Source organism: Paracraurococcus lichenis, assembly GCF_030657435.1.
In the GTDB taxonomy this organism is placed as follows: Bacteria; Pseudomonadota; Alphaproteobacteria; order Acetobacterales; family Acetobacteraceae; genus Paracraurococcus; species Paracraurococcus lichenis.
Window position 1 is genome coordinate 92,523 of sequence record NZ_JAUTWS010000018.1, and the last position, 20,205, is coordinate 112,727.

General features: G+C 72.8%; 19 protein-coding genes. 11 read left to right on the forward strand and 8 right to left on the reverse strand.

Features of this window, described 5'->3' with window-relative positions:
- Positions 1-17: 17 nt before the first annotated feature.
- From Q7A36_RS19315 to Q7A36_RS19325, 3 genes are read left to right on the forward strand one after another with little or no spacing between them, the layout of a single operon-like run.
- Positions 18-1,361 (forward strand): glutamate--cysteine ligase, encoded by a 1,344-nt coding sequence (locus Q7A36_RS19315; protein ID WP_305105372.1) that lies wholly within the window; start codon positions 18-20, stop codon positions 1,359-1,361.
- A 1-nt stretch (position 1,362) separates the two neighbouring features.
- Positions 1,363-1,671 carry a nucleotidyltransferase domain-containing protein gene (locus Q7A36_RS19320; protein WP_305105373.1) on the forward strand — a complete coding sequence of 103 codons (309 nt, stop codon included), beginning with the start codon at positions 1,363-1,365 and terminating at the stop codon, positions 1,669-1,671.
- Positions 1,668-2,150, forward strand: a complete 483-nt coding sequence (locus Q7A36_RS19325; RefSeq protein ID WP_305105374.1) for a hypothetical protein — start codon at positions 1,668-1,670, stop codon at positions 2,148-2,150. The genes Q7A36_RS19320 and Q7A36_RS19325 overlap by 4 nt, the downstream gene beginning before the upstream one ends.
- Here the strand turns inward: Q7A36_RS19325 and Q7A36_RS19330 are convergent.
- From Q7A36_RS19330 to Q7A36_RS19345, 4 genes are read right to left on the reverse strand one after another with little or no spacing between them, the layout of a single operon-like run.
- Entirely contained in the window at positions 2,128-2,571 is a 444-nt protein-coding gene (locus Q7A36_RS19330; protein WP_305105375.1) for a GNAT family N-acetyltransferase, read from the reverse strand. The genes Q7A36_RS19325 and Q7A36_RS19330 overlap by 23 nt on opposite strands.
- Positions 2,568-4,004, reverse strand: a complete 1,437-nt coding sequence (tldD, locus tag Q7A36_RS19335) for a metalloprotease TldD (protein ID WP_305105376.1) — start codon at positions 4,002-4,004, stop codon at positions 2,568-2,570. The genes Q7A36_RS19330 and tldD overlap by 4 nt, the downstream gene beginning before the upstream one ends.
- A gap of 23 nt (positions 4,005-4,027) precedes the next feature.
- Positions 4,028-8,926, reverse strand: a complete 4,899-nt coding sequence (locus Q7A36_RS19340; protein WP_305105377.1) for a PAS-domain containing protein — start codon at positions 8,924-8,926, stop codon at positions 4,028-4,030.
- Positions 8,923-9,999 (reverse strand): COX15/CtaA family protein, encoded by a 1,077-nt coding sequence (locus Q7A36_RS19345; protein WP_305105378.1) that lies wholly within the window; start codon positions 9,997-9,999, stop codon positions 8,923-8,925. Before Q7A36_RS19345 ends, Q7A36_RS19340 begins: the two co-directional genes overlap by 4 nt.
- Before the next feature lie 84 nt (positions 10,000-10,083).
- Between Q7A36_RS19345 and Q7A36_RS19350 the strand changes: the two genes are divergently transcribed.
- Both Q7A36_RS19350 and Q7A36_RS19355 read left to right on the forward strand, forming a co-directional pair.
- Positions 10,084-10,869, forward strand: coding sequence for a glycosyltransferase (locus Q7A36_RS19350; protein WP_305105379.1), 786 nt, complete (start codon positions 10,084-10,086; stop codon positions 10,867-10,869).
- Positions 10,866-11,561, forward strand: a complete 696-nt coding sequence (locus Q7A36_RS19355; protein WP_305105380.1) for a TVP38/TMEM64 family protein — start codon at positions 10,866-10,868, stop codon at positions 11,559-11,561. The genes Q7A36_RS19350 and Q7A36_RS19355 overlap by 4 nt, the downstream gene beginning before the upstream one ends.
- Before the next feature lie 242 nt (positions 11,562-11,803).
- Here Q7A36_RS19355 and Q7A36_RS19360 read toward each other — a convergent pair whose 3' ends face one another.
- Together Q7A36_RS19360 and Q7A36_RS19365 are read right to left on the reverse strand one after the other, a co-directional pair.
- A complete protein-coding gene (locus Q7A36_RS19360) occupies positions 11,804-12,835 on the reverse strand; it encodes a 2-hydroxyacid dehydrogenase (RefSeq protein WP_305105381.1) in 1,032 nt (343 codons plus the stop codon).
- Positions 12,836-12,873: 38 nt separating this feature from the next.
- Positions 12,874-13,161, reverse strand: coding sequence for an usg protein (locus tag Q7A36_RS19365; protein WP_305105382.1), 288 nt, complete (start codon positions 13,159-13,161; stop codon positions 12,874-12,876).
- Between the two features lie 297 nt (positions 13,162-13,458).
- On the opposite strand from Q7A36_RS19365, the gene groES reads away from it, so the two are divergent.
- From groES to Q7A36_RS19380, 3 genes are all read left to right on the forward strand, one after another.
- Positions 13,459-13,770 (forward strand): co-chaperone GroES, encoded by a 312-nt coding sequence (groES, locus tag Q7A36_RS19370; protein WP_305105383.1) that lies wholly within the window; start codon positions 13,459-13,461, stop codon positions 13,768-13,770.
- Between the two features lie 160 nt (positions 13,771-13,930).
- On the forward strand, positions 13,931-15,568 hold the full coding sequence (groL, locus tag Q7A36_RS19375; RefSeq protein ID WP_305105384.1) for a chaperonin GroEL: 1,638 nt from the start codon (positions 13,931-13,933) through the stop codon (positions 15,566-15,568).
- Between the two features lie 297 nt (positions 15,569-15,865).
- A complete protein-coding gene (locus Q7A36_RS19380; protein ID WP_305105385.1) occupies positions 15,866-16,069 on the forward strand; it encodes a cold-shock protein in 204 nt (67 codons plus the stop codon).
- 44 nt (positions 16,070-16,113) lie between these two features.
- Here the strand turns inward: Q7A36_RS19380 and Q7A36_RS19385 are convergent, their stop codons facing one another.
- A complete protein-coding gene (locus Q7A36_RS19385) occupies positions 16,114-16,689 on the reverse strand; it encodes a hypothetical protein (protein ID WP_305105386.1) in 576 nt (191 codons plus the stop codon).
- Positions 16,690-16,766: 77 nt separating this feature from the next.
- On the opposite strand from Q7A36_RS19385, the gene Q7A36_RS19390 reads away from it, so the two are divergent.
- The 3 genes from Q7A36_RS19390 (at position 16,767) to Q7A36_RS19400 (ending at position 19,188) form a co-directional block, all read left to right on the forward strand.
- Positions 16,767-17,771 (forward strand): threonine dehydratase, encoded by a 1,005-nt coding sequence (locus tag Q7A36_RS19390; protein ID WP_305105387.1) that lies wholly within the window; start codon positions 16,767-16,769, stop codon positions 17,769-17,771.
- Between the two features lie 154 nt (positions 17,772-17,925).
- On the forward strand, positions 17,926-18,804 hold the full coding sequence (locus Q7A36_RS19395) for an MBL fold metallo-hydrolase (protein WP_305105388.1): 879 nt from the start codon (positions 17,926-17,928) through the stop codon (positions 18,802-18,804).
- Between the two features lie 75 nt (positions 18,805-18,879).
- Positions 18,880-19,188 (forward strand): non-heme iron oxygenase ferredoxin subunit, encoded by a 309-nt coding sequence (locus tag Q7A36_RS19400; protein ID WP_305105389.1) that lies wholly within the window; start codon positions 18,880-18,882, stop codon positions 19,186-19,188.
- A gap of 33 nt (positions 19,189-19,221) precedes the next feature.
- Here the strand turns inward: Q7A36_RS19400 and Q7A36_RS19405 are convergent, their stop codons facing one another.
- Complete coding sequence (locus Q7A36_RS19405; protein WP_305105390.1) at positions 19,222-20,193, reverse strand: tripartite tricarboxylate transporter substrate binding protein; 972 nt, start codon at positions 20,191-20,193, stop codon at positions 19,222-19,224.
- Between the last annotated feature and the right edge of the window lie 12 nt (positions 20,194-20,205).

Sequence of the window (20,205 nt, forward strand, 5' to 3'; positions counted from 1 at the left end):
GACACTGGAAGGGCAGGATGTCGAATCCCGGCGAGGCGGACCTGACGCCGATCACCTCCGTTCGGCAGCTTGCCGAATGGTTCGCCGCCGGCAGCAAGCCGCGCGGCGAGTGGGGCGTGGGGACGGAGCACGAGAAGTTCGGCTTCCATCGCGGGGATCTCGCGACGCCGCCCTACGAGCCGCACGGCATCCGCGCGCTGCTCGAGGGGCTGCAGGGCAAGGGCTGGGCGCCGATCCTCGACGACGGCAACCCGATCGGGCTGAAGCGCGGCGGCGCCTCCATCAGCCTGGAGCCGGCGGGGCAGTTGGAACTGTCCGGCGCCGTGCTGCCGGACCTGCATGCCACCTGGGCGGAGCTGCAGCAGCACCTGCGCGAGGTGCACGAGGTGGCGGGCCCGATGGAGATCGGCTTCGCGCCGCTCGGCTTCCACCCGCTGCATGCGCGCGAGCAGATGCCGTGGATGCCGAAGGGCCGCTACGCCATCATGCGGCGCTACATGCCGACGGTGGGCTCGATGGGCCTCGACATGATGACGCGCACCTGCACGGTGCAGGCCAATCTCGACTACGGCGACGAGGCCGACATGGTCGAGAAGCTGCGCATCTCCCTCGCGCTGCAGCCGGTGGCGACCGCGCTGTTTGCCAACAGCCCCTTCACCGAAGGCAGGCCGAACGGCTTCCGCAGCATGCGGGCGCAGGTCTGGACGGATACCGACAATGCGCGGACGGGCATCCCGGCCGTGGTCTTCGAGCCGGGCTTCGGCTTCGAGCGCTTTGCCGAATGGCTGCTCGACGTGCCGATGTACTTCGTCATGCGTGAGGGCAAGTGGCTGGACGCGGCAGGGGCGAGCTTCCGCGCCTTCCTCGACGGCAGGCTGAACCTGCTGCCGGGCGAGCGCGCGACCATGGGCGACTTCGCCGACCACGTGACCACCGCCTTCACCGACGTCCGCCTCAAGCGCTTCCTCGAGATGCGCGGCTCGGATGCCGGCAGCGCGGCGATGATCGTGGCCAAGCCGGCGCTCTGGGTCGGGCTGCTCTATGACGACGCCGCGCAGAAGGCGGCCGCGGCGCTGACGCGGGACTGGACGGTCGAGGAGATCCGGGCGCTGCGGCTGGCCGTGCCGCGGGAGGCGCTGGGGGCCAGCATCCGCGGCCGCAGCCTGCGGGACGTGGCGCGCGACATGGTGGCGATCGCCCGCGACGGGCTCAAGGCGCGCGGCCTGGGCGAGGAGGTCTATCTCGCGCCGCTCGACGAGATCGTGGCGAGCGGCCTGACCCAGGCGGACCGGCTGCTGCAGCTCTACGAGCGCGCCTGGGGCGGCGATGCCGGCCGGGCGCTGCGGCACGCGGAGGTGTGAGGTGACGCCGCCGGTGCGCCTGCTGCCCGAGGAGATCGCGGCGGTGAAGCGCATCGTGGCCGAGCATTTCGGGCCGGCGGCGGAGGTGCGGGTCTTCGGCAGCCGGGCGCGGCTGGAGGCACGGGGCGGCGACCTGGACCTGCATGTGCTGGTGCCGGGACGGGCGCCGGCGGAGAGCGTCGCCGACCGCGTTGCGATGGCGATCGAGCACGCGCTGGACGACCGGCACACCGACCTGCTGGTGCTGGGCCGCGAGGATACTGCGCGCCGCATCGACGAGGTGGCTCTGCAGACGGGCGTGCTGATTTGACCGAGGCCGACCTCGCCGAGGCCATCCGGGCCGCGCAGGCCATCGCCCAGGCGCTGCGCCGGTCGCGGGAGCGGTTGGCGCCATTCTTTCCGCTCGACGCCGCGGGCGTCGCCGCGCTGGACGAGGACCAGCGCGAGCGCACCGATGCGCTCATCAAGCGCTTCGAGAACCTGGTCAACACGCTGCAGGACCAGGTCTTCCGCCAGATCGCGGAACGGGAGCTGGCACGCGACCCCGACCGGATGTCGCGCCGCGACGTCCTCGACTACATGGAGAAGATCGGGGTGCTGGACGCGGCCGACCGCTTCCTCGACGCCGTCAAGCTGCGCAACCGCCTCTCCCATGTCTATCCGGCGGACCCGGCGAAACAGGCGGGCCAGTTGAACCGGGTGCAGGCCGCGGCGGCGGTGGTCCTGCGGGCTTTGGATGGGGTCGAGGCCTGGGCGGCCCGCCGCCTCACCCCACCCGCTTCGCCATGAACACCCGCGCGAAGCCCTTCTCCTGCCGCCGCTCCGTCTCGGCATAGCCGCGCTTCGCATAGAGCGCGATGTTCCGCTCCATCAGCACATTGGTATAGAGCCGCACCTCCGGCAGGCCGCGCCGCCGCGCCTCCGCCTCCACGAAGTCGAGCAGCACCCGCCCCTCGCCGCTGCCCTGCCGCGCCGGGTCGACCGCGATATTGTCGAGCATGAGGTGGTCGGCATGCGTCTCGATGACGACGAGGCCGCGGATCGCGCCCGCGTCCTCCAGCACCCAGGCCTCGCCGGCGGCGATGCGCGCGGCGTAGTCGTCGTCCATCGGGAAGGGGCGCCGGCCGACCACCGGCACCCAGGGGCCATAGGCGCGCTCGACGATGGCCGCGAGCAGCGGCGCCTCCGCCGGGCGCGCCTGGCGGATCATACGGCGGTGCCGCCCACCGTCAGCCCCGCCATCTTCAGCGTCGGCTGCCCGACCCCCACCGGCACGCCCTGGCCCTGCTTGCCGCAGGTGCCGATGCCGGGGTCGAGCGCCATGTCGTTCCCGACCATCGCCACCTTGGTGAGCGAGTCGGGCCCGTTGCCGATCAGCGTTGCGCCCTTGACCGGCGCGCCCAGCTTGCCGTCCTCGATCAGATAGGCCTCGGAGGCCGAGAAGACGAACTTGCCCGAGGTGATGTCCACCTGCCCGCCGCCGAAATTCACGGCATAGAGCCCGCGCTTGACGCTGCCGATGATCTCGTCCGGCGTGTGCTTGCCGCCCAGCATCACCGTGTTGGTCATACGCGGCATGGGGATATGCGCGAAGCTCTGCCGGCGGCCATTGCCGGTCGGCTTGACGCCCATCAGCCGCGCATTCTGCCGGTCCTGCAGGAAGCCGACCAGCACGCCGTCCTCGATCAGGACCGTGCGGTTAGAGGGCGTCCCCTCGTCGTCCACGGTCAGGCTGCCGCGGCGGTCGGGGATGGTGCCGTCGTCGATCACCGTCACGCCCGGCGCCGCGATCCGCTGGCCGAGCAGGCCGGCGAAGGCGCTGGTCTTCTTGCGGTTGAAATCGCCCTCGAGGCCATGGCCGATCGCCTCGTGCAGCAGGATCCCCGGCCAGCCCGGGCCGAGTACCACCTCCATCTCGCCGGCCGGCGCCGGCACGCTGTCGAGGTTCACCAGCGCCTGGCGCAGCGCCTCCTGCACCGCGCCCTGCCAGACCGGCTCGGCGACGATGCGGGCATAGTCGAAGCGGCCGCCCAGGCCGTGGCTGCCGGTCTCCCGCCGCCCGTCCTGCTCCACCACGACGGCGACATTGAGCCGCACTAGCGGCCGGATATCGGCGACGCGGGTGCCGTCCGGGCGCAGGATCTGCACCGCCTGCCATTCGCCGGCGAGGCTCGCCATCACCTGCTTCACCCGCGGGTCGCGGCCGCGGGCATAGGCGTCGATCTCGGCCAGCAGTTTCGTCTTGGCCGCGAAGTCCAGCAGCGCCAGCGGATTGGCGTCCTCGTAGAGCCGGGCATTGGTCGCGCGCGGCGCGACGTCGAGCGTGCCGCTGCGGCCCTGCCGCACCGCGCCGACCGTCTCCGCCGCCCGCTTCAGCGCCGCCTCGCTCAGCTCGCCGGCATGGGCATAGCCCGCCGCCTCGCCCGCCACGGCGCGCAGGCCGAAGCCCTTGGTCGCGTCGAAGCTGGCCGAGCGGATGCGGCCGTCATCGAGCGAGATCATCTCGCTCTCGCGGTATTCGAGGAACAGCTCGCCATCCTCGGCGCCGGCCAGCGCCTCCTTGAGAATGCGTTCCGACCCCGCGCGGTCGAGCTCGCTGAAGAAGAGGCGGTCCGTCACCGAGAGCGGCGTGTCGAGCGGCATGGGATGGGCTCTCCTTCGGAATGTCAGGCGGCGAGCGTGGCGAGCAGGCGGGATTCCGGGAAGCGCAGCACCGCCGTGGTTCCCGCGCCCGGCACGCTCTCGAGCGTCAGGGTGGCACCCTGCGCCTCGGCCAGGGCCTTGGACAGATATAGGCCGAGGCCGGAGCCGGGGAAGCGCCGCGAGAGGGAGGAATCGAGCTGGGTGAAGGGCTCGAAGGCGCGCGGGATGTCCTCGGGCCGCATGCCGATGCCGCTGTCGGTGACCCGCAGCACCACCGCGCCCCCGGCCTCCTGCCCGGCCGAGACCGTCACCTGCCCGCCCTCGGGGGTGAACTTCACCGCATTGGAGAGGAGGTTCAGCAGCACCTGCCGCAGCCGGAGCTCGTCCGCCCGCAGCGGCGGCAAGGCCTGCGGCAGCGCCGCCTGCAGCGTGACCCCGGCGGTCGCCGCGGTCGCCTGCATCACCCGGATCGCGCCCTCGACCAGCGGGACCAGCGCCACCTCGCCCTCGACGGTCGCGAAGCCGCTGGTCTCGCCGCGGGTGACATCGAGGATGTCGTCGATCAGCGAGAGCAGGTGCCGCCCGGCCTCGTGGATGCAGCGGACATAGTCCTTGCCGCGCTCCGGGTCGGGGTCGACGCCCAGCGCCTCGGAGAAGCCGATCACCGCGTTCAGCGGCGTGCGCAGCTCGTGGCTCATGGTGGCGAGGAAGCGGGACTTCGCCCGGTTGGCCGCCTCGGCGGCATCCTTGGCGCCCTCGAGCTCGGTGCGGATCCGGCGGTCCTCGGTCACGTCGGTCAGCGCCAGCACCCAGCCGCCGCCCGGCACCGGCTCGGAGGCGATCTCGAGCACCAGGCCATTCGGCCGGGTGCGGGTGGACAGCGTCGCCTGCCGCCGGTCGCGCGCCTTCAGCCTGGCTGCGACCGCAAGGCCCGCCTCGCCCTCGCCATACTCGCCCCGCTGCTGCAGGTGGTCGATGAAGCCGGCGAAGCTGCCGCCCGCGCGCATGACCTCCTGCGGCAGGTCGAGCAGGGCGAGGAAGACGGGGTTGACCGCCTGGATCCGGCCATCGGCATCGAACAGCGCGATGCCGTGCCGGATATTGTCCAGCATGGCCTGCTGGATGCCGGCGCGGCGCTGCGCCTCGGCCTCGGCGCGGGCGAGGGCGCTGATGTCGGTCATCGTCACCACGAAGCCGCCATCCGGCGTCGGGTCGGAGGTGACCTCGATGATCCGCCCGTCGGCATGCGGCCGCAGGTAGCGCGCGGGGCGGCTGCGGTCGAGCGAGCGGGCCATGCCGGCCGTCGCCCGTGCGTCGCCGCCGACCGAGCCGGCGGCGAGCTGGTAGTCGATCAGCTCGTCGATCGAGGCGCCGGTCTCGATGAGGTGCCGCGGGAAGCCGCCGAGCTCGGCGGCCAGCGCATTGGCCGAGATCACCCGCCGGTCCGGCCCGTAGTAGCAGATGCCGTGCCGCATGCTGTCCAACATCACCTGCAGCACGCCGGCGCGCTGCCGGGCGGCGGCCTCGGCCTCGGTCAGCGCGGTGATGTCGCTGTAGGTGGCGACGAAGCCGCCATCCGGCGTCGGGTCGGTAAAGATCTCGATGACCCGGCCGTCGAGGTGGCGGCGGATGCGCCGCTGCGGCCGGCCGTAGTCGTCCTCCGCGGCGGCCCGCACCGCCTCGGGCGAGATGACGCCGGCCTGCATCGCGGCGGCGGCCAGTTCCGCGGCCGTGACGCCCGGCCGCAGCACCGCCGCCGGGATGCCGTTGAGCTCGCCGGCCAGCCGGTTCGCCGTCACCAGCCGCTTGGCGCTGTCGAACTGGGCGATGCCGTGCCGCATGTTGTCGAGCATGATCTGCAGCAGGCTGGCGCGGGCCAGGGCCTCGGCCTGCGCCTGCGCCAGGTCCGTCACGTCGGTATGGGTGACGACGAAGCCGCCCTCCGGCGTCGGGTCGGAGCCGACCTCGATCACCCGCCCGTCCGGCTGCACCCGGCGGTAGCGGGCCGATTGGCCACGGTCGAGGGCGAGGATGTCGGCGAGCAGCGCATCGGCCGCCTTGCCCTCGCCGAAATGGCCGCTGGCGTGCTGGAGGCGGACGAGGTCGTCGAACCGGCTGCCGCGATGCGCCACGAGGTCGGGGATGCCATAGGCCGGCCCGGCCAGGCGGTTGGCCAGCAGCAGCCGGCGGTCCGGGCCGAACAGCATCAGGCCATGGCGCATGCTGTCGAGGGCGGCCTGCAGCATCCCGGCATGCCGGCGCGCCTCCTCCTCGGCCCGCGCCAGGGCGGTGATGTCGGTGCAACTGACGACGAAGCCGCCATCCGGGGTCGGGTCGGTGAAGACCTCGATCTGCCGGCCATCGGGCATGTGGCGCAGCACGCGGCTGCGCCGCGCCGGGTCGAGGTCGAGGAACCCCTCCGCCGCGCCGGCCGCGGGCTCCGGCGGGCCATGCGCGCCCTGCAGCGCCGCCGCGGCCAGGCCGGGTGCCACCTGCTCCGGCGACAGCCCCAGCATCGTCGCGGCGAGGGCATTGGCCGCGGTCAGCCGGCGGTCCGGCCCGAAGATCAGCAGCCCGTGCCGCATGTTGTCGAGCGCGGCCTGCAGCATGCCGGCGCGGCAGGCGGCGGCCGCCTCGGCCTCGGCCAGCGCGGTGATGTCGGAGAAGGTGATGGCATAGCCGCCATCCGGCGTCGGGTCGGAGACCACCTCGATGAGCCGGCCCTCGGGGCTGCGGCGCCGGTAGCGGAGTGGCTGCGACCGGTCGAGGGCGAGCAGCCGCCGCGCCATCGCCTCCGCCTCCTCGCCCGCGCCGAAGACGCCCGCCGCCTGCTGCAGCCGCAGGATCTCGGCATGCGCCATGCCGGGCGGCAGCCGCTCCTCCGGCAGGCCGCTCAGCCGCGCGGCGAGGCGGTTGGCGGCGATCAGCCGGTGGTCGGGGCCGAAGAGCTGGATGCCGTGGCGGATGACGTCGAGCATCACCGCCTGGGTGGCGGCGCGTTGCTTCGCCTCCGCCTCCGCCCGCGCGAGCGGCGTGATGTCGGAGAGGCTGAGGACGAAGCCGCCATCCGGCATGGGGTCGGAGAAGACCTCGAGCGTGCGGCCGTCCCGCATCGGGCGGATGTAGTGCAACGGGCGGCTGCGGTCGGCCGCCCGCACCAGGCGGGCGAAGTCGGCGTCCTGCGCGGGATCGCCGGTCCCGCAGGAGGCGACCACCGTCTCTATCAGGGCGGCGAAGGGCGTGCCCGGCTGCGCCAGCGCCTCGGGCACGCCGGCCAGCTCCCGCGACAGCCGGTTGTCGGCGAGGAAGCGGTGGTCGGGGCCGAACAGCACCACGCCGTGATGCATGGTGTCGAGCATCGCCTGCAGCGTCGCGGCGCGCTGCGCCGCCGCCTGCTCCGCCTGCACCTCGATGGTCACGTCGGTCCAGGTGATGACGAAGCCGCCATCCGGCGTCGGGTCGGAGACGCTGTCCACCACCCTGCCATCGGGCATGACGCGGCGCACGGGGTGGGGCCGGCTGCGGTCCCGGGCGGCGACCGCGCGCGCCTCGGCCGCCGCCGCCGGGCCGGTGCCGAAGACGCCGTGGCGGAACTGGCGCTCCGCCAGTTCCGCCGGCGTCATGCCGGGCACCAGCTCCGCATCCGGCACGCCGGCGAGGCCCGCGGCCAGCCGGTTCGCCAGGATCAGCCGCTGATCGGGGCCGAAGAGCGCGATGCCGTGCCGCATCGAATCCTGCATGGTCTGCAGCAGCTCGGCCCGCCGCTGGATCTCCGCCTTGGCCGCCGTCACCTCGGTCGTGTCGATGTAGCTGATGACGAAGCCGCCATCCGGCAGCGGATCCGACAGCACCTCGACCGTGCGCCCGCCCGCGCTGCGGCGGGTGCGGCGCTGCGGCCGCCGCCGGTCGAGGCCGAGGGTCCGGGCGACCTCCTCGGCCGCCGCCGGGGCGAGGTCCGGGCCGGTGCCGCCCACCCGCTCCGCGACGAGGTCCTGCAGGCTGCGCCCCGGCCGGACGGCACCCGGCGGCAGGCCGGCGAGCCCGCTGCAGAGGTCGTTCGCCACCACCACCCGGGCGTCGCGGTCGAAGACCGCGATGCCGTGCCGCAGGTGGTCCAGCATGGCCTGCAGCAGGTCGGCGCGCTCGCGCCCCGCCGCTTCCGCATGCGCCAGGGCGGTGATGTCGGTCAGGGTGATGACGAAGCCGCCATCCGGCGTTGGCGCGGAGAGCACCTCCATCACCCGGCCGTCCCGCATGCTCCGGCGGGCCTGCCACGAGCGGCGGCGGTCCCAGGCCAGGGTGGCCTGCAGGAAGGCATCCGCCTCCGCCCCCGTCCCATAGGCGCCCGCGGCATGCTGCAGCCGGGCGAGGTCGGAGAAGGGCCGGCCGGGGCGGAGATCCGCCGGCGTCAGGCCGCAGAAGGAGGCGGCCAGGGCATTCGCGGTGACCAGCCGCCCCGCCGCGTCATAGAGGATGAAGCCGTGGCGCATCGAATCGAGCGCCCGCTGCAGCCCGGAGGGGGGCGGCGGCACCTCCGCGGGGGCGGCTATCTCGACCAGCACCGCGACATGGCCGCCCTCCGGCAGCGGCGACGTGGTCTGCTCGAAGCAGGTGCCGTCGGTGCGGCGGAGGCGGCGGCGGGAGGGTTGGCCATGGTCGAGCGCCAGATGCTCGCGCGCCAGGTGCTCGCACGCCAGCGCCTCGGGGTCGCCGGGGCCGTAGAGGCCGCGCTCGGCGAGGCGGCGGAGCAGGGCCTCGAGCGGCGTGCCAGGCGGCAGCGCCTCCGGATCGAGGCCGGCGGCCTGCCGCAGGGCGGCATTGGCGAAGGCGAGCCGCCGGTCCGGGCCGATGACCCAGACCGGCAGGGGCAGCCCGGCAAGGGCGGCAGCGAGCGCCGCCCCGGCGCCCCCGTGCTGTGTCATGCAGGTCTCCGGGGTTCGCGCAGGCCATGCAGGGCGAGCAGCGCCGCCGCCAGCACCAGCACCGCGCAGGCCTGGTGCAGCGTGCCGAGCCAGACCGGCACGACATGCACCAGCGTGGCGACGCCGAGGGCATATTGCAGGCAGACCGCGCCGCCGAGCAGCAGGCAGGCGTGCCGCGCCGCGCCCGGCGCCAGCCGCCGCCAGCCCCCCGTGGCGGCGCCGAGCGCGGCGAGGGCGGTGAGTGTCGCGAGAAGGCGGTGGTTGAACTGCACCGCCGGGATATTGGCCGTGAGGTTCTGCCACCAGGGCGAGAGCCGCCCATAGCCTTCCGGCACCAGCTGCCCGTCCATCAGCGGGAAGGTGTTGTAGTCGAAGCCGGCCTTGATGCCGGCGACGAAGCCGCCGGCCAGCATGGTGGCGACCACCAGCCAGGCCGCCGCCTTGATCTGCCGCCGGACCGAGCCGGTGGCCGGCTGCGGCGCGGCGGGGGCGCGCAGCAGGGAGAGCCCGGTCCAGAGCAGCGCGGCGAAGAGGCCGAGCGCCAGGCCGAGATGCAGGACGAGCCGGTAGGGGGAGACCGCGGTCCGGTCGGCCTCGAAGCCCGAGGCGACCATGAACCAGCCGACCGCGCCCTGCAGCCCGCCGAGGAGAAGCAGCAGCAGCAGCCGGCCGCGGTAGCCGGCGGGGATCCGGCCGCGCAGCCAGAACCAGGCGAGCGGCAGCGCATAGGCCAGGCCGATCAGCCGGCCCCAGAGGCGGTGCGTCCACTCCAGCCAGAAGATCTCCTTGAAGCCCTCGAGGCCGAAGCCGGCATGGACCAGGGCGTATTGCGGGATGGTCCGGTAGAGGTCGTAGAGCCGCTGCCACTCCGCCTCCGACAGCGGCGGCAGGGCGCCCGAGAGCGGCGCCCATTCCATGATCGAGAGGCCGGAGCCGGTCAGGCGCGTCGCCCCGCCTAGGGCGACCATGATCCAGACCATGGCGGCCACGCCCAGCAGCCAGAGGGCGACGGGGCGGGGATCGGGTTCGGTGCGGTCCGCGGTGGCGGCGGAGGTCTCGGCGTCGAATGGCATACAACGGACTATAGAGTGGCGCCGCTTCGGGTGCATCCGTGCCGCGGCTTGCCGGTGGCGCCACGGACTGCTACCCGCGCGCCCATGCCCCTCGCCGAGACCGCGGCGCCGGCTGCCGCCGCGCCGGCCTCGCCGGTCGCGGCCGGCGTGCCGGCCGGCCCGCTCCCGCTTTCCGTCGTCATCCCCGTGCGCAACGAGGCGCCGAACATCGCCCCCCTGGTCCAGGAGATCGAGGCGGCGCTGGCCGGGGTGCCGCACGAGATCGTCTATGTGGACGACGGCTCCTCGGACGCGACGCCGGCGGCGCTGCGGGCGGCAGCGGCGGGCGCGTCGGTGCGGGCGCTGCGGCACCGCGCGAGTTGCGGCCAGTCGGCCGCCATCGTCACCGGGGTGAAGGCGGCGCGCGGCACCTGGATCGCCACCCTCGACGGCGACGGGCAGAACGACCCGGCCGACATCCCCCGCCTGCTGGCGCGGGCGGAGGCCGAGGGCGGCGCCATCCTGGTCGCCGGCCACCGGGTGACGCGGCGGGATTCCTGGGTGAAGCGCCGCTCCAGCCGCATCGCCAATGCGGTGCGGGCGCGGCTGCTGCGCGACGCCACGCCGGATACCGGCTGCGGGCTGAAGGTCTTCCCGCGGGCGCTCTTCCTCGACCTCCCGCATTTCGACCACATGCACCGCTTCCTGCCGGCGCTGGTGCTGCGCCAGGGCGGGCGGGTGGTGAGCGAGCCGGTGAACCACCGGCCGCGGGTGCGGGGCCGGTCGAATTACGGCACGCTCGATCGCCTCGCGGTCAGCCTCTTCGACCTGGTCGGCGTCGCCTGGCTGCAGCGGCGCTGGAAGCGGCCGGTGGTGGACGCCGCGGAATGAGCGACGGCCCCGGCCCGGGCCGCGAGCGGCTGCGGGCGGTCGGCAAGCTGGTGGTCCTCGCCCTCGGGCTCGTCCTGGGCGGCCTGCTGCTGCGCGCGCTCGGCGCCGTGCCCGGGACCGAATGGGTGGACCGCTACATCCGCGACCAGGGATTGCTCGGCGAGACGCTGTTCCTGCTGGTCGGCGCCGCCGCCGCGGCGGCCGGGCTGCCGCGGCAGGGCGTCGCCTTCCTCGGCGGCTATGCCTTCGGCGCCGTGATCGGCACGCTGCTCAGCCTGCTCGCGCAATTGCTCGGCTGCGCGCTGGCCGTCTTCTGGGCGCGGCTGGTCGGGCGGGCCTGGGCGGAGCGCGTGCTGGCCGGCCGCTACGGGCGGCGGCTGCGGGCGGTGCGCGACGTGCTGGCCGAGAGCCCCTTCGGCGCGACGCTGGCGCTGCGGCTGCTGCCGGTCGGCAACAACCTGGCGCTGAACCTGCTGGGCGGGCTGGCGGGCATCGCGCCGCTGCCCTTCCTCGCCGCCTCGGCGCTCGGCTACCTGCCGCAGACCGTGGTCTTCGCCCTGCTGGGCAAGGGCGTGCGGGTGGATGGCGCCTGGCAACTGGCGCTGGCGGGGCTGCTGCTGGCGGTCTCGGTCGGCATTGGCCTCGCGCTGCTGCGGCGGGCGCGGGCGGGGCGGGCGCTGGCCGCGCCCTGAAGGCGCGTGCGCCATCGCATGCCGCGGGCGATCCGGCATTGCCGGAGGCGCATGGAGCGCCTTCGACACCGTCGAAGGCGACCAGTGCCGGCGGCCATGGGCCCGGAGCCTCGTCAAGGGTGCGGCTTCGCCGCACCGCGCGAAGCGCGGCTTCGCCCTTGACGAGGCTCCGGGCCCATGGCTTGGGCTGGAGGTCGCTCGACGCGGTCGAGCGCCCGTCCGGGCCTCGTCCGACGACCGGGTCAGGGCTTCGGCGGCACCATCGCGGCCTCCGTCACCTCGGCCGCGCCCAGCGGCTCGCCGGCGGCGAAGCGCGTGGCGTTGCCGAGCGTCGTGTCGGCGATCGCCGCCAACGCCTCGCGCGTGAAGAAGGCCTGGTGCCCCGTCACGACAACGTTCGGGAAGGTCAGCAGCCGCGCCAGCACGTCGTCCGGGATGATCCGGTTCGACAGGTCCTCGAAGAACAGGTCGGCCTCCTGCTCGTAGACATCGATGGCGAGGCCGCCGAGCCGGCCGCTCTTCAGCGCCTCGATCGCCGCCTCGGCATCCACCAGCCCGCCGCGGCTGGTATTGACCAGCAGCATGCCGCGCCGCGCCCGCGCCAGCGTCTCCGCCCGCAGCAGGTGCCGCGTCGCCGGCGTCAGCGGGCAATGCAGCGTCAGGATGTCCGCCTGCGCCACGATGGCGTCGAGATCGGCATAGGCGATGCCGAGCGCCTCCAGCGCCGGGTCCGGCACCAGGTCCTGCGCCAGCACGCGGCAGCCGAAGCCGGCGGCCAGCGCCCGCGCCACCAGCGCGCCGATCCGGCCGGTGCCGATGACGCCCACGGTCTTGCCGAAGAGATCGAAGCCGAGCAGCCCGTCGAGGGCGAAATTGCCGTCCCGCGTCCGCTGGTGGGCGCGGTGGATGCCGCGCACCAGGGTCAGCAGCAGGCCGATGGTGAACTCGGCGACCGCATGCGGCGAATAGGCCGGCACCCGCGCGACCGTCAGGCCGAGCCGCGCCGCCGCCCGCAGGTCGACGTTGTTGAAGCCGGCGCAGCGCAGCGCGATCAGGCGCGTGCCGGAGGCGGCCAGCGCCGCCAGCGCCGCCAGCACCGGTGCCGGGAGCTCGTCGTTGACGAAGGGGCAGACCGCGGCGGCGCCCTGGGCCAGCACCGCCGTCTCCGCCGTCAGCCGCGGCTCGAGGAAGAGGAGCTCATGGCCATGGGCGCCGTTCGCCGCCTCGAAGGAGCGGCGGTCATAGGGCTTGGTGCTGAACATCGCGATGCGCATGCGCCCGCTTCTCGCACCTGCCGCCGCTGCCCCGGCGCTCAATGCAGCGTGAACTGCCCGTCGGCGTAGCGCAGCTCGGCCGGGCGGATCAGCGCCGAGGAGGCGACCCGCACCGAATGCAGCGGCCCCTCGATCTCCCGCCGCCAGAAGTCCAGGAATTTCGTCAGCTCGGGGAAGACCGGGGCCCGGTCCAGCTTCTGCCAGACGAAAGTCTGCAGCACCTCGGGATGGTCGGGCATGTGGTAGAGGATCTCGGCGGTGGTCAGCCGCCAGTCGGGGATGTGGAACTCGGGCACGCGAACAAAGCTGGCAATGTCACGCAGCACGCCTGTCGTCCTTTCCTAGCCTGATCGATCCGTCCTGAGGCGCGGACCGGCGTCTTTCCTCCTTGGCCAAGGTCTGAAGCTTGCCACGATGGGCGGGGTTCCCTGCAAGAAAAACCTTGTGTATCAGTCTGTTAGCACTCGCACTCCGAGAGTGCTGCAATCCCTTGACGAGAACGAACGACTCCCTTAGATCGCTGGCACTCCTCCGGGGGGAGTGCCAGCGGGCTGCCAAGGCGGACGCGGGCCGGACCTGCCGGTCGAGGAAACGCATGTGATAAAGGCATCAGGAGAGGACCTATGAGCTTCCGTCCCCTGCATGACCGCGTTCTCGTTCGCCGCGTGACGGCCGAAGAGAAGACCGCGGGTGGCATCATCATCCCCGACACCGCCAAGGAGAAGCCGCAGGAAGGCGAGATCGTCGCCGTCGGCTCCGGCACCCTGAACGACAAGGGCGAGCTCCGCCCGCTCGACGTCAAGGCCGGCGACCGCATCCTGTTCGGCAAGTGGTCGGGCACCGAGGTGAAGCTCAATGGTGAGGAGCTCCTGATCATGAAGGAGTCCGACATCATGGGGATCCTCGACAACCCTTCCGTCGCGAAGGCCGCCTGAGGGCCCTGCCGCCGGCGGCCGAAGCGCCCGAGGCGCGGCGGTCCGGCCCGGCGGCAAGACCGAACCTCAGACTCGTCTCCAACCAGGGCGTTCCGACGCGCGCCGGGCCCGAGCCCGGGCGCGAAGCGTGAGCGCCTGAGCAACCAGAGGATACGCAACGATGGCAGCGAAGGACGTCAAGTTCGGCGCCGGCGCCCGCGAGCGGATGATCCGCGGCGTCGACATCCTGGCCGATGCGGTGAAGGTGACGCTGGGCCCGAAGGGCCGCAACGTCGTGCTCGACAAGAGCTTCGGCGCGCCGCGGATCACCAAGGACGGCGTGACCGTCGCCAAGGAGATCGAGCTGGCCGACAAGTTCGAGAACATGGGCGCGCAGATGGTGCGCGAAGTGGCCTCGAAGACCAACGACCTGGCCGGTGACGGCACCACCACCGCGACCGTGCTGGCCCAGGCCATCATCCGCGAGGGCGCCAAGGCCGTCGCCGCCGGCATGAACCCGATGGACCTGAAGCGCGGCATCGACAAGGCCGTCGCCCAGATCGTCGGCGAGCTCGAGGCGAAGACCAAGAAGATCACCACCTCCGCCGAGGTGGCGCAGGTCGGCACCCTCTCCGCCAATGGCGAGGCCGAGATCGGCGAGATGATCGCCAAGGCCATGGAGAAGGTCGGCAACGAGGGCGTGATCACGGTCGAGGAAGCCAAGAGCATCCAGACCGAGCTCGACGTCGTCGAGGGCATGCAGTTCGACCGCGGCTACGTCTCCCCGTATTTCATCACGAATGCGGAGAAGATGATCGCGGAGATGGACAACCCCTACATCCTGATCTTCGAGAAGAAGCTGTCGCAGCTGCAGCCGATGCTGCCGCTTCTCGAGTCGGTGGTGCAGTCGGGCCGGCCGCTGGTCATCATCTCCGAGGATGTCGAGGGCGAGGCCCTGGCGACGCTCGTCGTCAACAAGCTCCGTGGCGGCCTGAAGATCGCCGCCGTGAAGGCCCCGGGCTTCGGTGACCGCCGCAAGGCGATGCTCGAGGACATCGCGATCCTGACCGGTGGCCAGGTGATCAGCGAGGATCTCGGCATCAAGCTCGAGAACGTCACGCTGAACATGCTCGGCCGCGCCAAGACCGTGCGGATCGAGAAGGAGAACACCACCATCGTCGACGGCGCGGGCGAGAAGTCCGAGATCAACGGCCGTTGCGAGCAGATCAAGGCGCAGATCGAGGAGACCACCTCGGACTACGACCGCGAGAAGCTGCAGGAGCGGCTGGCGAAGCTGGCGGGTGGTGTTGCGGTCATCCGCGTCGGCGGCTCGACCGAGGTCGAGGTGAAGGAGCGCAAGGACCGCGTCGACGACGCGCTGCATGCGACCCGCGCCGCGGTCCAGGAAGGCATCGTCCCCGGCGGCGGCGTGGCGCTGCTGCGCGCCTCCGAGAACCTGGGCTCGCTGAAGGGCCTCAACAACGACGAGCAGGTCGGCATCGAGATCGTCCGTCGCGCCATCCAGGCGCCGGCGAAGCAGATCGCCGAGAATGCCGGCAAGGACGGCGCCGTCGTCGCCGGTGAGGTGCTGCGCAAGTCCGAGTACGCCTTCGGCTACGACGCCCAGAAGGACGAGTACAAGGACCTGGTTGCGGCCGGTATCATCGACCCGACCAAGGTCGTGCGCACCGCCCTGCAGGACGCCGCTTCCGTGGCCGCCCTGCTGATCACCACCGAGGCGATGGTCGCCGAGCGGCCGGAGAAGAAGGCCCCGGCCGGTGGCCCGCCGGGCGGCGGCATGGGCGACATGGACTTCTGATCCCTCAGGGACCTGAAGTGACTGAAGGGGGCGGAACCGCAAGGTTCCGCCCTTTTTCTTTGCTGGATTTTGCTCTGATTTTGCGACAGCCGCTTGCGCTACTCACATAAATGCTAGTGCAAGCCGTTTGACTTCGCGAGGGCGATCTGTGCTGACTGCCTCGGCCAGCCGATCTTGGCCGCCTTGCCGTGCCTCCCCGGGGAAGAACTCCCCGGGCGCCCTCAAGCGATCCAGCCCGCTGGTTTTCCGCGCGGGCGATCGGCGTCCGCGCAGCAGGACACAAGGAGGGTGCGTCGCATGGCGACCGGCACCGTGAAGTGGTTCAACGCGACCAAGGGGTTCGGCTTCATCGTCCCGCAGGACGGCGGCAAGGACGTCTTCGTCCACATCACCGCCGTGCAGAAGGCGGGGCTGCAGGGCCTGAACGAGAACCAGAAGGTCAGCTACGACGTGGTGATGGAGCGCGGCAAGGCGGCCGCCGCCAACCTCAAGCCGATGTAAGCGAAAGGGCCCGGGAGACCGGGCCCTTTTCCTGTCGGCCGGGCTCAGCCCGCCGGCGTCTCCTGCACCCAGACCCGGCGCGCGCCCTCCTGCTGCAGGAAGGCCTCGGCCTGCTGGCGCAGTTCCGGCGTCGCCGCCTGGATGCCCAGCGCGGGTCCCTCCGCCCGCTCGGCGATGCGCTCGCCCTTCTCGGCCTCCTCCTTCGCCTGGCGCGGCTCGGCCGCCTTGCCCACGGCCTCCCCGGCCGCGAGCGTCGCGCCGCCCGCCGCCGCCGCCGCGGCGACTGCCGGCAGCGCCGCGCCGCCGGTGGCGATCACGAGCCCCGCCGCGAGCATGGAGGTGCCGGCGGTCGCCGTGCCGACCCAGTTGGTCCGCAGATTGCGCTGGCTGGCCTCATGCGGGTTCTCGTCCGGCATGATGACCTGCTCGTTGTCGGCGCGGCCGGGCTGGCCCTCGCCGGCCGAGGCCTGCGACTGGCGGAACCAGTCGGCCGCCTGCAGCCGCTCCGCCGCGCGGTCGAGCGCGGCGCGTTCCGCGAACTCGCCCCAGACCACGGGGCTCGCCATCGGCCGGTCGTCGTGCTCGCCGGTCCACTGGCTGCTGTCCACCACGATGGGCATGCGGGCTCCTTTCGCTAGACTGCGATGATGAGGCACGGGCAACGCCCGGCCCCCGACCACCGTTCCGGGAGACCCGCGTGTTCGATCTGCCCGCCCTCGAGGCTGCCGCCGCCCTGGTGCATCGCGCCTTCCCGCCGACGCCGCAACTCGCCTGGCCGCTGCTGGCGGCGCGCACCGGCGCGGAGGTCTGGGTGAAGCACGAGAACCACACGCCGACCGGTGCCTTCAAGCTCCGCGGCGGCCTGGTCTACATGGACCGCCTGAAGCGGGATCGGCCGCAGGTGCGCGGCGTGATCAGCGCGACCCGCGGCAACCACGGCCAGAGCCTGGCCTATGCCGGGGCCCGGCACGGCGTGCCGGTCACCATCGTGGTTCCACAAGGCAACAGCACGGAGAAGAACGCCGCCATGCGGGCGCAGGGCGCCGAACTGGTGGAGCATGGCGAGGATTTCGACGCGGCCCGGGAGCATGCGGTGGCGCTGGCCGCGGAACGTGGGCTGGAATTCGCCCCCTCCTTCGCGCCGGACCTGGTGCTGGGCGTCGCCACCTATGCGCTCGAACTCTTCCGGGGCGCCCCGCCGCTGGACGCGCTCTATGTGCCGATCGGGCTCGGCTCCGGCATCTGCGGCTGCATCCTGGCGCGCGACCTGCTGGGCCTGCCGACCGAGATCATCGGCGTGCAGAGCACGGAGGCGCCGGCCTATGCGCTCTCCGTCGCGGCGGGCCGCGTCGTCACGACCGACAGCGCGAATACGCGCGCTGACGGCATGGCGGTGCGGGTGCCGGACACGGCGGCGCTCGAGATCATCCGCCGCGGCGGGAACCCGGCGGCGCCGCACCGCGACGCCCATGGGAAGCCGGGCGCCGCGCGCGTCGTCACCGTGACGGATGCGGAGGTGGCGGCGGCGATCCGCGCCTATTGGCAGGACACGCACAACCTGGCGGAGGGGGCGGGCGCCGCGCCGCTGGCGGCGCTGCTGCAGGAGCGCGAGCGCATGGCCGGCCGGCGCGTCGGCCTCGTGCTCTGCGGCGGCAACATCGACCTCGCGTTGTTCCGCGACTGGGTGCTCGCCGCTCCCTGAGCAGGCCTTTGCCGCACGACCTGCGGCCCGACCGCGAAAACCTGCTCGGGATCCTGTCGCGGCGCAAAGCCCGAGGGGTCTGCCTGGCCGGGCCCGGCATGCAACCCCGCGCCGCCGCGCCCCGTTGCCCCGCGAGGGAAGGGAGAACCGGCGCATGCGCATCCATCACCTCGATTGCGGGCCGGCGCGGCCTCTCGGCGGCGCGCTGATGGATGGCGTGAGCCCGGGCGCCGTCGGCCGCCTCACCTGCCATTGCCTCGCGGTGGAGACGCCGCGGCATGGCGTGGTGCTGGTCGATACCGGCCTCGGCCTGCGCGACATGATCCGTCCCGCCGGCCGCCTGCCGCGGGTGAACAGCAGCCTGCTGCGCTTCCGCTACGACCCGGACCGCAGCATGCTGCGGCACATGAAGCACCTCGGGCTGCATCCCTCCGACGTGCGGCATATCATCATGACGCATCTGGACTTCGACCATGCCGGCGGGCTGGTCGATTTCCCGCAGGCCCGCGTCCACCTGATGGAGGCCGAGGCGCGCGCCGCCCGGGCGCGGGAGGGCGTGCTGGGCCGCACCCGCTACCGCCCGGTGCAATGGGGCGACACCTCCCGCTGGCAGGTCTATTCCGAGCGCGATGTCGGCCGCTGGTACGGCTTCGACGCCGTGCTGCAACTGGAGGGGCTGCCGCAGGAATTCGTGCTGGTGCCGCTGCCGGGCCATTCGGCGGGGCATGCCGGGGTCGGCATCGAGACGCCGCGCGGCTGGATCCTGCATGCCGGCGACACCTACTTCAACCGCGCGGAGATGCATGCGGAGGTACCGCACTGCCCGCCCGGCACGGCGGCCTACGAGGCGGCGATGGCCTGGAGCAATCCGCTGGTCCGGGCGCAGCAGAAGCGGGTGCGGCTGCTGGCGCATGACCCGGCCTCGCCCGTGGTGGTGTTCTGCACGCATGACCCGGTGGAATACGTGGCCCTTGCCGCCTGGTCCGAGGCGCAGGGCGCGCCGGCCAGCGAGAATGCCGCACGCGCGGCCTGAGCGCTCCGCCGGCGGCCGGTTCGACAGCGGCGGCGCCGCGCGGTAATTTCCCGCGCAGCAGAAGGGGAACGATCCATGCCAGCCTGGCACCGCGTGGCCAACGAGTCCGACCTTGCCGAGAACATGCCGCTCGCCGTCCGCATCGGCGACCTCTCCATCGCCGTGGTGCGGCTGGAGGACGGGATCTTCGCCGTGAACGATGTCTGCACGCATGAATACGCGCTGCTATCGGACGGTTTCTGCGAGGACGGCAAGCTGGAATGCCCGCTGCACCAGGCTTGCTTCGACATCCGCACCGGCGCCGCGCTGAACGAGCCGGCGGAGGTGCCGGTCGCCACCTACCAAGTGAAGGTCGAGGGCGGCGAGGTCTTCGTCGAGGCCTGAGGCCCCGGGGCGTGAGGCCTGGGGTGGTGACGATCAGTCCGGCCTGATCCCCGCCTCCCGCACCACCCTGGCCCATTTCGCCGTCTCGGCGGCGAGCTGGGCCTGGAATTCCTCGGGGCCCGTCTCCAGCGGGTCGAGCCCGGCGGCGGCGATGCGCTCCCGCAGCTCCGGCCGGCGCAGCGCCGCGAGGATGTCGCGGTGGAGCTGCGCCAGCCGGAGCTGCGGCAGCCCGGCCGGGGCCAGCACGCCGTACCAGGAGCCCGCCTCGGCGCCGGGATAGCCGAGCTCGGCGAAGCTCGGCAGGTCCGGCACCTCCCGCCAGCGCCGCGCATCCGCGACCGCCAGGCCGCGCAGCGCGCCCGCGCGGATCTGCGGCACCGCGACCGTCGTGTTGAGGAACCCGCCGCTCACCTGGCCCGCGAGGATCGCGGTCTGCGCCGGCGCGGCGCCGCTGAAGGGCACATGCGTCAGCTCGATCCCGGCAACGGAGGCAAACAGCGCCATGGCGAGGTGGCTGGCATTGCCGATGCCGGCCGAGCCCATGGTCAGCGCGCCCGGCCGCGCCTTCGCCGCCGCGACGAAGCCCGCAAGGTCGGCGATGCCGGTCGAGGGATGCACGGCGAGGAGCATCGGATGGAAGGCGCAGTTGAGGATCGCCGTGAAGTCGCGGACGGGATCGAAGGGCAGCTTCGGCATCAGCGCCGGGTTCATCACATGCGCGGTCGCGGCGAGCAGCAGCGTGGTGCCGTCCGGCGCGGCGCGCGCCACGGCCTCGGTGCCGATCGTGCTGCCCGCGCCGGGGCGGTTCTCCACCACCACCGGCTGGCGCCAGGCCTCGGTCAGCGCGGCGGCGAGCGCGCGGGCGAGAATGTCCGTGGGACCGCCGGGCGGATAGGGCACGACGATGCGCACCGGCCGGTCCGGGGACCAGGACGGCGGCTGCGCCCGCACGGCAGATGGCAGGGCCAGCAGCGCGGCCAGCGCCGCGCGTCGCGTCGGGGTCATGCGGCACGTTTC

What these genes read in the sequence shown, in the direction of transcription:
- Q7A36_RS19315 (WP_305105372.1), top strand. Translation starts at nt 18, where the DNA reads ATGTCGAATCCCGGCGAGGCGGACCTGACGCCGATCACCTCCGTTCGG.
- Q7A36_RS19330 (WP_305105375.1), bottom strand. Translation starts at nt 2,571, where the DNA reads ATGATCCGCCAGGCGCGCCCGGCGGAGGCGCCGCTGCTCGCGGCCATC.
- tldD (WP_305105376.1), bottom strand. Translation starts at nt 4,004, where the DNA reads ATGCCGCTCGACACGCCGCTCTCGGTGACGGACCGCCTCTTCTTCAGC.
- Q7A36_RS19340 (WP_305105377.1), bottom strand. Translation starts at nt 8,926, where the DNA reads ATGACACAGCACGGGGGCGCCGGGGCGGCGCTCGCTGCCGCCCTTGCC.
- Q7A36_RS19345 (WP_305105378.1), bottom strand. Translation starts at nt 9,999, where the DNA reads ATGCCATTCGACGCCGAGACCTCCGCCGCCACCGCGGACCGCACCGAA.
- Q7A36_RS19350 (WP_305105379.1), top strand. Translation starts at nt 10,084, where the DNA reads ATGCCCCTCGCCGAGACCGCGGCGCCGGCTGCCGCCGCGCCGGCCTCG.
- Q7A36_RS19355 (WP_305105380.1), top strand. Translation starts at nt 10,866, where the DNA reads ATGAGCGACGGCCCCGGCCCGGGCCGCGAGCGGCTGCGGGCGGTCGGC.
- Q7A36_RS19360 (WP_305105381.1), bottom strand. Translation starts at nt 12,835, where the DNA reads ATGCGCATCGCGATGTTCAGCACCAAGCCCTATGACCGCCGCTCCTTC.
- groES (WP_305105383.1), top strand. Translation starts at nt 13,459, where the DNA reads ATGAGCTTCCGTCCCCTGCATGACCGCGTTCTCGTTCGCCGCGTGACG.
- groL (WP_305105384.1), top strand. Translation starts at nt 13,931, where the DNA reads ATGGCAGCGAAGGACGTCAAGTTCGGCGCCGGCGCCCGCGAGCGGATG.
- Q7A36_RS19380 (WP_305105385.1), top strand. Translation starts at nt 15,866, where the DNA reads ATGGCGACCGGCACCGTGAAGTGGTTCAACGCGACCAAGGGGTTCGGC.
- Q7A36_RS19385 (WP_305105386.1), bottom strand. Translation starts at nt 16,689, where the DNA reads ATGCCCATCGTGGTGGACAGCAGCCAGTGGACCGGCGAGCACGACGAC.
- Q7A36_RS19395 (WP_305105388.1), top strand. Translation starts at nt 17,926, where the DNA reads ATGCGCATCCATCACCTCGATTGCGGGCCGGCGCGGCCTCTCGGCGGC.
- Q7A36_RS19400 (WP_305105389.1), top strand. Translation starts at nt 18,880, where the DNA reads ATGCCAGCCTGGCACCGCGTGGCCAACGAGTCCGACCTTGCCGAGAAC.
- Q7A36_RS19405 (WP_305105390.1), bottom strand. Translation starts at nt 20,193, where the DNA reads ATGACCCCGACGCGACGCGCGGCGCTGGCCGCGCTGCTGGCCCTGCCA.